This is a genomic window from Paraburkholderia sp. BR13444 (assembly GCF_040948755.1).
In the GTDB taxonomy this organism is placed as follows: Bacteria; Pseudomonadota; Gammaproteobacteria; order Burkholderiales; family Burkholderiaceae; genus Paraburkholderia; species Paraburkholderia youngii.
Window position 1 is genome coordinate 23,814 of record NZ_JBFPKM010000020.1, and the last position, 11,219, is coordinate 35,032.

General features: G+C 64.3%; 10 protein-coding genes. 6 read left to right on the forward strand and 4 right to left on the reverse strand.

The annotated features are described in order from the left end of the window. The first annotated feature begins 176 nt into the window (after positions 1-176). Positions 177-1,493, forward strand: coding sequence for a putative hydroxymethylpyrimidine transporter CytX (gene cytX, locus AB3X95_RS34305; RefSeq protein ID WP_368623613.1), 1,317 nt, complete (start codon positions 177-179; stop codon positions 1,491-1,493). A gap of 66 nt (positions 1,494-1,559) precedes the next feature. Beyond that, entirely contained in the window at positions 1,560-1,943 is a 384-nt protein-coding gene (locus AB3X95_RS34310) for a hypothetical protein (protein WP_368623614.1), read from the forward strand. Positions 1,944-2,005: 62 nt separating this feature from the next. Here the strand turns inward: AB3X95_RS34310 and AB3X95_RS34315 are convergent, their stop codons facing one another. The 3 genes from AB3X95_RS34315 to AB3X95_RS34325 form a co-directional block, all read right to left on the reverse strand. Next, positions 2,006-2,236 (reverse strand): hypothetical protein, encoded by a 231-nt coding sequence (locus AB3X95_RS34315; protein ID WP_368623615.1) that lies wholly within the window; start codon positions 2,234-2,236, stop codon positions 2,006-2,008. A gap of 315 nt (positions 2,237-2,551) precedes the next feature. After that, the gene (gene lolA / locus AB3X95_RS34320) at positions 2,552-3,295 is read right to left on the reverse strand and encodes an outer membrane lipoprotein chaperone LolA (RefSeq protein ID WP_176121171.1); all 744 of its coding nucleotides are present in this window, start codon (positions 3,293-3,295) and stop codon (positions 2,552-2,554) included. A 151-nt stretch (positions 3,296-3,446) separates the two neighbouring features. Beyond that, a complete protein-coding gene (locus tag AB3X95_RS34325) occupies positions 3,447-5,756 on the reverse strand; it encodes a DNA translocase FtsK (RefSeq protein WP_176121170.1) in 2,310 nt (769 codons plus the stop codon). Positions 5,757-6,147: 391 nt separating this feature from the next. Between AB3X95_RS34325 and trxB the strand changes: the two genes are divergently transcribed. The 4 genes from trxB to AB3X95_RS34345 all read left to right on the forward strand — a co-directional run bounded on the left by trxB (position 6,148) and on the right by AB3X95_RS34345 (position 9,929). Continuing rightward, a complete protein-coding gene (gene trxB, locus AB3X95_RS34330) occupies positions 6,148-7,149 on the forward strand; it encodes a thioredoxin-disulfide reductase (RefSeq protein ID WP_176109287.1) in 1,002 nt (333 codons plus the stop codon). 187 nt (positions 7,150-7,336) lie between these two features. Further along, positions 7,337-8,104 (forward strand): Smr/MutS family protein, encoded by a 768-nt coding sequence (locus AB3X95_RS34335; RefSeq protein ID WP_176121169.1) that lies wholly within the window; start codon positions 7,337-7,339, stop codon positions 8,102-8,104. A gap of 114 nt (positions 8,105-8,218) precedes the next feature. Then, positions 8,219-8,878: a glutathione S-transferase family protein gene (locus tag AB3X95_RS34340; RefSeq protein WP_176121168.1), complete on the forward strand. Its 660-nt coding sequence runs from the start codon at positions 8,219-8,221 to the stop codon at positions 8,876-8,878. A gap of 130 nt (positions 8,879-9,008) precedes the next feature. After that, positions 9,009-9,929, forward strand: a complete 921-nt coding sequence (locus tag AB3X95_RS34345; protein WP_176121167.1) for a LysR family transcriptional regulator — start codon at positions 9,009-9,011, stop codon at positions 9,927-9,929. Positions 9,930-10,014: 85 nt separating this feature from the next. Here the strand turns inward: AB3X95_RS34345 and AB3X95_RS34350 are convergent, their stop codons facing one another. Beyond that, positions 10,015-11,130: an ABC transporter ATP-binding protein gene (locus AB3X95_RS34350; protein WP_184227854.1), complete on the reverse strand. Its 1,116-nt coding sequence runs from the start codon at positions 11,128-11,130 to the stop codon at positions 10,015-10,017. Positions 11,131-11,219: the final 89 nt, after the last annotated feature.

Here is an 11,219-nt window from a genome sequence, read left to right on the forward strand (position 1 = left end):
GCGCCGCGCAGGACAAGCGGAAAGCCCGCGCACGGCCGCAAGCAGAGGCAACAACGCGGGCAACGTCCTGCATTATGACAGTGACGGCGACCGCGCGATGGCCGACCCGGCGTGCCGACAGCGCATAAATTCACAGCACAGAGCTTCACCGCACCACCAGGAGGAACACACATCAGATGGCACAAGATTCTGTCGCCGGCGAAGCCGGCTCCACCTACGCGCCGCTCTCGCCGGTGCCCGACGCGCGCCGCGCGTTCCGTACCGGCGACGCGTTCGCGCTGTGGTTCTCGCTCGGCATCGGCCTGCTCGTCGCCCAGGCGGGCGCGCTGCTGGTGCCGGGGCTGTCGCTGCCGCATGCGCTCGTCGCGATCGTGCTCGGCAGCGTGATCGGCGTCGTGCTGCTCGCGCTCGCGGGCGTGATCGGCACCGACACCGGGCTCGCGGCGATGTCGTCGCTGCGTCCGACGCTCGGCGTGCGCGGCGCGTCGGTGCCGGCCGTGCTGAACATGGTGCAACTGGTCGGCTGGGGCTCGTTCGAGGTGATCGTGATGCGCGATTCCGCCGATGCGCTCGCGAAGCAGGCTTTCGGCCTGTCGATGCCGCTCGTGTGGACCGTGATCTTTGGCCTGCTCGCAACCTTGCTCGCGATCAGCGGCCCGCTGTCTTTCGTGCGGCGCTTTCTGCGCAAGTGGGGAATCTGGCTGCTGCTCGCGGGCGCCGCGTGGCTCACGTGGAACCTGCTCGCGCGCCACAATCTCGCCGATCTGATGCAGCGTCCCGCCACCGGCGAGATGTCGTTCGGCGGCGCGGTCGACCTCGTGGTCGCGATGCCGCTGTCGTGGCTGCCGCTGATCGCCGACTACACGCGCTTCGGCCGCCGCGCCGGCGAGACGTTCCGCGGCACGCTGTACGGCTATGGCATCGCGAACATCTGGTTCTATGCGCTCGGCGCGGTCTATGGCCTCGCGGCCGGCGGCGGCGATGCATTGCTGACCGGCGCGCTCGCGCAAGCAGGCGGCGGGTTTGCGCTGCTGCTGATCCTGATCGACGAAATCGACAATGCGTTCGCCGATATCCACTCGGCCGCGGTGTCGACCGGCACGTTCTGGACACGCGCGAGCGTGCCGTTGCTGTCGGCCGCGTTCGGCGCACTGTGCACGCTGATCGCGCTGCTCGTGCCGATGGCGAAGTACCAGAATTTCCTGCTGTTGATCGGCTCGGTATTCGCGCCTCTGTTCGGCGTCGTGCTGATGGATCACTTCATCGTGCGCAAGCGTCGCATCGATGCCGCGGTGCTCGCCGATGTGCGCGGCCGCTACGGCTTCTCGGGCGGCTGGCACCTGAGCGCGTTCGTCGCCTGGGCGATCGGCATCGCCTCGTATCAGGTGATCAATCAATGGCTGCCGAATCTCGGCGCGACGCTGCCGTCGCTCGCGATCGGTGCGGCGTGCTACTACGTGTTCGTATCGGCGCGCAAGACTGCGTATGCATGAGCGCATTAGTCTGAGCGCGTTGCGTTAGACGCGGCTGCCAGAAAGTAACGAAGACCTGCAGTTCAATTGCAGGTCTTTTTTTATGACCGTGAAGCCGCCAGCCGCTGTTCGCGCCGCCGGCTATTTTTTCGCGGCTTTGCGCCGACGCGATTCGACCTTTCGACACAGGTCCGTGAGCAGCCAACGGGCGACGGTCTCGGGCCGGTTCGGTGCGTACGACGCGAATTTGCTCTCGTTCGCGAAGTGGACAACGACGGTGCCCGTCATGACGCGATAGGTTCCGGCATAGTTCACGCCGTCCAGTTCCACGCTGAGCGCGTGGGTGGTTTCATATTCCGCGAAAGTCAACGTAAGAGCGATATCTCAAAAACGAGACATTATCGCTACGATTTTTCGGAAGTCAAAAAAGATATGCAATTTGTTGCATATCAAAGTATTACCGACAGGTAATCATTGCGGTTTTCACCGGCGATCGAAATAATGTGCACGTTATGCATGAAAAATCTATGGCGTTATTGCCGTTCGAGGGAAACCGACGGCTCGTCGGCAAAACGTTCAAGCGCGCGGTTGCCTTCCCGATGGGCTTCGGCCTCATCGACAAAGGTTTTTTCGCTGTATGCCACGACCTTGAAACCACTTCCGGCCGACCGTGGAACCGTGATTCCCCAATGCCATCCGCCCTCCTGCTCAAATACATGGAGGGACGGGGAGAAGCGTAAATCGTGCGAAGAAGACAATCTCATGACATGCCTCACCTTTCCAGACATTCGAAGCGACAACCAGCTTCAATCAGTTTAGGCGTTATTTTGTTGCGTTGCAGCAAAAAATTGTTAGAGACTGCGCGCCCAAATCCTGGAAATGATCGTACGCGCTAACTCAGCCCATCAGCGATGCCGGTCTTTACAGTCTCGCACTAAATCATTACGTCTGCCGGCACGAGGATTTGATTTTCATCGCGGCACAGAGCGCGCATGTTGAGCAATCCACGCGCCACGTGCCGCGCACAATAAAAAAGCCGCGCTCGAAAAGCGCGGCTTCGCCGGCGCGCACCGCGCAACTCACCCGTTGATCACATCCGCGCCCTTCGGCACCGTGAACTTGAACGCATCGGACGGCAGTGGCGGATTTTTCTGGATGTTCGAGAACGTCAGCAGCGTGACGTTACCGAACACGTCGTGCAATTCCATCGCTTCCAGATTGCCGTCCTTGAAGCCGATGCCGACGCGCTCGAACTGCGTGTCCTTCGCCTTCGGCGTCAGTTCGAGCCAGTCGATGCCGGCTTTCACGCCCGCGTCGCGCAGCGTGAAATTCTTCTCCAGGTCGTTGCTGCCGAACAGGATCGCCGCCGGGCTCGCGCCGAGCGCGTTGCCGAGCGCGCGCACCGTCACCTGGTTCAGATCCTTGTCATAGACGAAGAGCTTGTCGCCGTCCGCCTGCAACAATTGCGAGTAGGGCTTCTCGTATTGCCAGATGAACTTGCCGGGCCGCGCGAACATGAACGTGCCGCTCGAGGTGGTCGGCTTGCCCGGGTTCGCGGTGGACAGCGCGCCGCTCGCGCCCTGCGCCTTGCTCGGCGCACGCACTTCCTGTTGCACGAAGGTGCCGCGCGCCGAATGGACCTGCGAGACGAAGGCCTTCAGTTGCTCGGTGCCGCTCGCGAACGCGTGCGACGCGACGAACAGCGACGCACCGATCGCGACACTGCCGGCGGCGCGCGCGATCTTGCGCATGCCGCGGCACACGCGCTCGCCGAGGCGCCCCGCTCGACGCTGTCGGGCATCCTGCTGCGCGATTGCTTGCATAGGTATTTCTCCGTTGAGTGAATTCGGTGATGGGCTGTGCCGGGTCGCCGCCCTCGCTGAACACAAAGGGACTGGCCCGGCGTCGAGCCGCAATAGCGCACATGGCGGTATACGCAGCGGCGCTCGCAATAGCCGCAACGGCTTGTTGCGGCTATTCCGCTTCGCGCGCCGGCGCCAGAATCTCGCGATTGCCGTTCGACGACATCGCCGACACCACGCCCGAATTCTCCATCTGTTCGAGCAGACGCGCCGCCCGGTTGTAGCCGATGCGCAGGTGCCGCTGCACCAGTGAAATCGACGCGCGGCGGTTCTTCAGCACGACGTCGACCGCCTGGTCGTATAACGGGTCCGACTCGCCTTCGGTGGACGCGGTTCCCGCCGAGCCTTCGTCGCCCTCGCCGCTCACGCCGCCTTCGAGAATGCCCTCGATATAGTTCGGCTCGCCCTGCTCCTTGAGCTTGTCGACGACGCGATGTACTTCGTCATCCGACACGAACGCGCCGTGCACACGCACCGGCAAACCAGTGCCCGGCGGCAGATACAGCATGTCGCCCATGCCGAGCAGCGACTCGGCGCCCTGCTGGTCGAGAATCGTGCGCGAATCGATTTTCGACGACACCTGGAACGCCATACGGGTCGGCACGTTGGCCTTGATCAAGCCGGTGATCACGTCGACCGACGGACGCTGCGTCGCGAGTATCAGATGGATGCCGGCCGCGCGCGCCTTCTGCGCGATCCGCGCGATCAGCTCTTCGACCTTCTTGCCGACGACCATCATCAGGTCGGCCAGTTCGTCGATGACGATCACGATGTTCGGCAAACGCGTCAGCGGTTCCGGATCGTCCGGCGTGAGGCTGAACGGATTCGGCAGCTTCTCTTCGCGTTTGGCCGCTTCGTCGATCTTGTTGTTGTAGCCGGCGAGGTTACGCACGCCAACCTTGCTCATCAGCTTGTAGCGGCGCTCCATTTCGGCGACCGCCCAGTTCAGCGCATGGCCCGCCTGACGCATGTCGGTGACGACCGGACACAGCAGATGGGGAATGCCTTCGTAGACGCTCATTTCGAGCATCTTCGGATCGATCAGGATCATGCGCACCTGCTCGGCGCTCGCCTTGTACAACAGCGACAGGATCATCGCGTTGATACCGACCGACTTGCCCGAACCGGTCGTGCCGGCGACGAGCAAATGCGGCATCTTCGCGAGGTCCGCGCACACCGGCTTGCCGCCGATGTCCTTGCCGAGACCCATCGTGAGCGGCGACGCGGCATCCGCATACACGGTCGAGCCGAGAATTTCGGACAGGCTCACGGTCTGACGGCGCTGGTTCGGCAGCTCCAACGCCATGTAGTTCTTGCCCGGAATCGTTTCGACGACGCGGATCGACACGAGCGACAGCGAACGCGCGAGGTCCTTCGCGAGGTTGACGATCTGACTGCCCTTCACACCGGTGGCCGGCTCGATTTCATAGCGCGTGACGACCGGGCCCGGATACGCGGCGACCACGCTCACTTCGACGCCGAAGTCCTTCAGCTTCTTCTCGATCAGGCGCGACGTGAATTCGAGCGTGTCCGCGGAAATGGTTTCCTGCGCGGCGGGCGCGGGGTCGAGCAACGAGATGGGCGGCAGCGTGGAGTCGCCGGGCAGATCGGTGAAGAGCGGCACCTGGCGTTCCTTCTCGACACGCTCCGACTTCGCCGGCGTGGCGAGCGGCGGCACGATCACCACGGGCTCGTGCTCCTCGATGCGCACGCGGCCCTTCTCGACCTTGCCTTCGCGCTTGACGGCGGCCGCTTCGCCGAGCTTGCGATCGAGCCCGGCTTCGCGGCGCAGCTTCGCGAACGTCACCGCGGAAATGATCGATTCGCCGACCTTCTCCGCGACCGACAGCCACGAAAACCGGAAGTACAGCGACAATCCGATCCCCAGACCGAGCAGCAGCGCGAGCGTGCCGCCGGTGAAGCCGAGCGCATGCGAGATGCCGCGCGCGACCGCCTCGCCGATCACGCCGCCCGGCGCGCGCGGCAACTGCACTCTCAGCGACCACATGCGCAGCGCCTCGAGGCCGTTGCACGACAGCAGCACGAGCATGAACGCGAACGCGTCCGCGAGCCAGCTGACGCCGCGCGGCGCGTCGTCGTCCTGCGGCTCTTCGTTGCGGGTGATGCGCCTGTAGTTCGCGGAGATGTGGCGGCCGAGCAGCACGATCCACCAGTAGGCGGACAGGCCGAACAGCAGCAGCAGAATGTCCGAGGTCCACGCGCCGACGCGGCCCGCCCAGTTCGAGATATGGTCGACCTGCGCGGCATGGGTCCAGCTCGGGTCGTGCCTGCTGTAGCTGACGAGGGACATCAGCAGGAACACGCCGAGGGCCACCTGCAGAATCCAGCGGATTTCGGTGAAGAGGCGCGACATGCGGTGCGGCAATGCCTGCGCGCTCGCGGTATAGGGAGCTTTTGCCATTGATCCTGTTGCCTGGGGTAGCCGGTTCAGGCTGAAACTGCCGCCGGGAACGCGGCCCGAGCCTCGCCGCGCGCGGCTTCAGGCCCGATCCCGGCTACCGGAAACTTCGATCCGGGCTATTGTAAACGCTGTGTCCCGCGCGAGGCTGTAAATGACGGTAACTTGGCGGTTTGACCACAAATGGATGAGCGACGCGCACTGAATTCGTCGTATCGCGCCGCGTGCTCGCACCGCGCGCCCACGCCGCCACGCTATCGCGGCGATCAGAAAGCTTGATGGCGCAGCCGTAGGCCCCGCCCTTTATAATGCCGGTCTGATACCCATCTACAGTTTCAGTTCAAAAACGCACGGCTACGCCATGGCGAGCCGCGCGCCGTACAAGGATTCGATCATGCCCGCAACTGCAACGAAACACGCCAAGGTTCTGATTCTCGGTTCCGGCCCCGCCGGCTACACGGCGGCGGTTTACGCGGCGCGCGCCAACCTCGCGCCGGTACTCGTCACCGGCCTCGCGCAAGGCGGCCAGCTGATGACCACGACCGACGTCGAAAACTGGCCCGCCGACGCCAACGGCGTGCAAGGCCCGGAACTGATGGCGCGCTTCCTCGAGCACGCCGAGCGCTTCAACACCGAGATCATCTTCGACCACATCCACACGGCGAAGCTCGATGAGAAGCCGATTCGCCTGATCGGCGATTCGGGCGAATACACGTGCGACTCGCTGATCATCTCGACGGGCGCATCGGCGCAATATCTCGGCCTGCCGTCGGAAGAGGCGTTCATGGGCAAGGGCGTGTCGGCCTGCGCCACCTGCGACGGCTTCTTCTATAAGCAGCAGCACGTCGCCGTGATCGGCGGCGGCAATACGGCCGTCGAAGAGGCGCTGTACCTCGCCGGCATCGCGAAGAAGGTCACCGTGATCCATCGCCGTGACAAGTTCCGCGCCGAGCCGATCCTGATCGACCGTCTGCTCGCGAAAGAGAAGGAAGGCGTCGTCGAGATCAAGTGGAACCATGTGCTCGAAGAAGTAACCGGCGACGCCTCCGGCGTCACCGGCCTGCGCATCAAGCACACGCAGACTGGCGAGACCACCGACATCGCGCTGCAGGGCCTGTTCGTCGCGATCGGCCACAAGCCGAACACGGACATCTTCGAAGGCCAGCTCGAGATGAAGAACGGCTACATCATCACCAAGGGCGGCCTGAACGGTTTCGCGACCGCGACGAGCGTGCCGGGTGTGTTCGCCGCCGGCGACGTGCAGGACCATATCTATCGCCAGGCGATCACGAGCGCGGGCACCGGCTGTATGGCCGCGCTCGATGCACAGCGCTATCTCGAGACCATCAACGAGATGGCCGGCGAGCACGCGATGAGCGCGGAAGCGGACCGGTGATCCGCTGATCCGCGGCGCCATACGGCGACACGATGTCGCGACAATGGTCGCGACAGTAAAATGACGGTAGCGCGCAGCGCTGCCGTCATTGGCTCACGAAGGCCGCGGCTGCAATGCCGGCGGCCTTTGTCGTTTTTGCCGCCTCAGCTTCGCACCACCCACCGACCTCTCCGCCTGTATTGCCGACATGCCGAAGAATCAGCCCCATCCGAACGAACCGAAACGCCCGCAAGCCGCCCCGCGCCCCGCACCCGCTACAGCCGCGCCCGCCGTTGCGCCGAAGCTCGATCGCGCGTCCGGGCTCGCCGGACTCGGTGCGTTGCGTGAAGCGTTGAAGGGTGACGCCGAGCGGCGCGAGCGCGAACAGGCGGCGGCGCGAGCGGCGCAGCGCGAAGCGGCCGCCGACGCCGATCTGTTCCGCCGCGAGATCGGCGAAGTCGCGCCGCTCGCGATTCCGCCACGTGCGACGCTCACGCGCAATCCCCCGCCGCCGCTGCCGGTGCAGACGCTGCTCGATGAGGAAGCGGTGCTGCACGAAGCGATTTCCGATGAGTTCGACCCCGAAGTGCTGCTCGAAACCGACGAAACGCTGTCGTATTGCCGCCCCGGCGTGAGCCGCGACGTCGTGCGCAAGCTGCGGCGCGGCGACTGGATCGTGCAGGCGCAGATCGACCTGCACGGCATGCGGCGCGAGGAAGCACGCGAAGCGCTCGCGGAATTCATTCGCGAATCGGTCAAGCGCGGCCTGCGCTGCCTGCGCGTGATTCACGGCAAGGGTTTGGGGTCGATCGGCAAGGAACCGGTGCTGAAAGGCAAAGTGCGCGCGTGGCTCGTGCAGAAAGCCGAAGTGATCGCGTTCTGTCAGGCGCGCCCGCATGACGGCGGCGCCGGCGCGGTGGTCGTGCTGTTGCAGCCGGGATCGTTGCCGCCGCACGGGACAAACCTGAAGGTCTGAGGTCGATTTTTTCGGCCGTCGTTCGTCGTGGGGTAAACGGCCAGCCTGGCCGTCGCGCGGTGGCTCTCGTCGCCACCGTGGATTCGTGCTGTGCAACCTTCAAAGGTGATCGCGATGCCCCTGAAGCTTTATGCCCATCCGTTCTCGTCGTACTGCCAGAAGGCCTTGACCGCGTTGTACGAAAACGGCACGCCGTTCGAGATGCGCGTGCTCGCGTACGACGACCCGCAGATCATGGCCGAATTCGCCGCGCTGTGGCCGATCAAGCGCTTCCCGGTGCTCGTCGACGGCGGACGCACGGTGGTCGAGGCGACCATCATCATCGAATATCTGGGCCTGCAGTATCCGGGGCCTGTCGCGTTGTTGCCGGCCGATCCGCGCGCCGCGCTCGAGGTGCGCATGTTGGACCGCTTCTTCGACAACTACATTTCGACGCCGCAGCAAAAGGTCGTGTTCGATAGCCTGCGTCCCGAAGCCGAGCGCGACGCGCGTGGCGTCGCCGATGCACGCGCGATGCTCGACACCGCTTATGCCTGGCTCAACCGCCACATGGCCGAGCGCGAATGGGCCGCCGGCGACAGCTTCAGCCTCGCCGACTGCGGCGCCGCCCCGTCTCTGTTCTACGCCGACTGGACGCATCCGATCGACCCCGCGTTCGCGCACGTGCGCGCGTACCGGCAGCGGCTGCTCGCGCGGCCGTCGTTCGCCCGCGCGGTCGACGAGGCGCGACCGTATCGGCCGCTATTTCCGCTCGGTGCGCCAGACCGGGATTGAGCCGCGAGCGGCGGTGGCAGATTCGCGCGAACGGGGCACGGCAGACAACCTGATTTCGTGGCTGTAGACTTCCTGTCGTGTCGCAAGCCTGCCCCGCCCTTCTTTTGGCTCACCACCCACAAGGCACACCATGGACCGTTTCGAAGCGATGGAGATCTTCACGCGCGTGGTCGAAGCGAACAGCTTCACCAAGGTCTCGGAATCGCTCGATCTGCCACGCGCGAAGGTCAGCCGCACGATCCAGGCGCTCGAGGAACACGTCGGCGTGCGGCTCCTGAACCGCTCGACGCGTCAGGTCAGCGTGACCGAAGACGGCGCGTCGTTCTACGAGCGCTGCGTGCGCATTCTCGCCGACGTCGCCGATGCCGAGTCGTCGCTATCGAACAAGCGTGAGAATCCGGCCGGCACGATCCGCGTCGACACGTCCGGCACGCTCGCGCGCTCGCTGCTGCTGCCCGCGCTCGACGACTTCTACGAACAATACCCCGCGATCGACGTGCGTCTCGGTCTCGCGGATCGCAACATCGATCTGATCCAGGACGGCGTCGATTGCGTGATTCGCATGGGCACGCTCGAAGAGTCGAGCCTCGTCGCGAAGCGCATCGGGCTTGCGCGCATCGTCACATGCGCGTCGCCCGCATATCTGCAGAAGTTCGGCACGCCGACCACGCTGGCCGAGCTCGGCGAGCATCGCGCGGTCAACTACGTGTCCGCGCGCAGCGGCCGTACCTTCCCGTTCGAATTCGAAGTCGACGGCGAAATCGAGCGCATCGCGATGGACAGCACGCTCGCCGTCAACGACGGCTCCGTCTACATCACCGCGGGCGTGCTGGGCCACGGCATCATCCAGCCGTCGCGCTTCATGGTCGCCGAGCTGATCGAGCAAGGCGCGCTCACGGAGATTCTCGGCAACTACACGAGCCCCGGCACGCCGCTGTCGATCCTGTATGCGCACCGCCGCAATCTGAGTTCGCGGCTGCGCGCGTTCATCGATTGGGTCGGCGAGCTCGCGCGCAGCAATCCGGATTTGCGTTTGCCAGAGTCGGCATGACGGCTGCAAAAAAAGCAAAAGCCCCACGCGCAACTGAACGCATGGGGCTCTTCTGAAGCGACGTCTCTAGCGCGTATGCGACCGCTTACGCAATGCGCTCTTCATTCGCGGGATCGAACAACACCGCCTTCGACGTATCGAACAGCAGCGTCGCGTTCTTCTCCGGTTGCGGGTTCGACGCCGGGTGCACGCGGCTCACGATGCGCTTGCCGTTGACCTGCGCGAACACCAGCGTGTCCGGACCGGTCGGCTCGATCACGTCGACCTTCACTTCGACCGGCTGCAGCTTCGAGTCGTCGCCGTGCGCGCTGCGCGCATCGGTGATGCGCTCCGGACGCAGACCGAGAATCACGTTGTTGCCGACGTGCGAGCGCACCTTCGCCGAATCGAACGGCAGCACCAGCACCTTGCGCGCGATGCCCGTATCGAGTTCGATGCCGACGCCCGAGCCCTGCTCGACCAGCCTGCCTTCGATGAAGTTCATCGGCGGTGCGCCGATGAAGCCCGCGACGAACAGGTTCGAGGGCGAGTCGTAGATTTCCTGCGGCGCGCCGAACTGCTGCACGATGCCGTCCTTCATCACCGCGATGCGGTCGCCGAGCGTCATCGCTTCGATCTGGTCGTGCGTCACGTAGACGATCGTCGTACCGAGGCGCTGATGCAGCAGCTTGATTTCCGAGCGCATTTCGATACGCAGCTTCGCGTCGAGGTTCGACAGCGGCTCGTCGAACAGGAACATCACCGGATCGCGCGCCAGTGCGCGGCCCATTGCGACACGCTGACGCTGGCCGCCCGACAGCTGGCCCGGCTTGCGGTCGAGCAGATGCTTGATCTGCAGCGTGTTAGACACGCGCTCGACGATCTGCGTCTGCTCCTGCTTCGGCACCTTGCGGATGTTCAGGCCGAACGAGATGTTGTCGCGCACCGTCATCGACGGATACAGCGCGTACGACTGGAACACCATCGCGATGTCGCGATCTTTCGGCGACAGGTTGTTGACGGTCTTGCCGTCGATCTGGATCTCGCCCTTGGTCACGGTTTCGAGACCGGCAATCATGTTGAGCAGCGTCGACTTACCGCAGCCCGAGCCGCCGACCAGAATCAGGAACTGGCCGTCTTCGATGTCGATGTTGACACCCTTCAGAACCGGCACCCCGTTCGGGTAGGTCTTGTACACGTCACGGATGGAAAGGCTTGCCATGCTGTGAATCCTCTTGTCTCTGGTACTGCCTGAAAACGTCTGTCTGACGGCGGCGCCCGATCAGTCACGCTGATTGGCCGAAGCGCCGC

Excerpts from the sequence above, each read along its gene's own strand:
- cytX (WP_368623613.1), top strand. The coding sequence starts at position 177 with ATGGCACAAGATTCTGTCGCCGGCGAAGCCGGCTCCACCTACGCGCCG.
- AB3X95_RS34315 (WP_368623615.1), bottom strand. The coding sequence starts at position 2,236 with ATGAGATTGTCTTCTTCGCACGATTTACGCTTCTCCCCGTCCCTCCAT.
- lolA (WP_176121171.1), bottom strand. The coding sequence starts at position 3,295 with ATGCAAGCAATCGCGCAGCAGGATGCCCGACAGCGTCGAGCGGGGCGC.
- AB3X95_RS34325 (WP_176121170.1), bottom strand. The coding sequence starts at position 5,756 with ATGGCAAAAGCTCCCTATACCGCGAGCGCGCAGGCATTGCCGCACCGC.
- trxB (WP_176109287.1), top strand. The coding sequence starts at position 6,148 with ATGCCCGCAACTGCAACGAAACACGCCAAGGTTCTGATTCTCGGTTCC.
- AB3X95_RS34335 (WP_176121169.1), top strand. The coding sequence starts at position 7,337 with ATGCCGAAGAATCAGCCCCATCCGAACGAACCGAAACGCCCGCAAGCC.
- AB3X95_RS34340 (WP_176121168.1), top strand. The coding sequence starts at position 8,219 with ATGCCCCTGAAGCTTTATGCCCATCCGTTCTCGTCGTACTGCCAGAAG.
- AB3X95_RS34345 (WP_176121167.1), top strand. The coding sequence starts at position 9,009 with ATGGACCGTTTCGAAGCGATGGAGATCTTCACGCGCGTGGTCGAAGCG.
- AB3X95_RS34350 (WP_184227854.1), bottom strand. The coding sequence starts at position 11,130 with ATGGCAAGCCTTTCCATCCGTGACGTGTACAAGACCTACCCGAACGGG.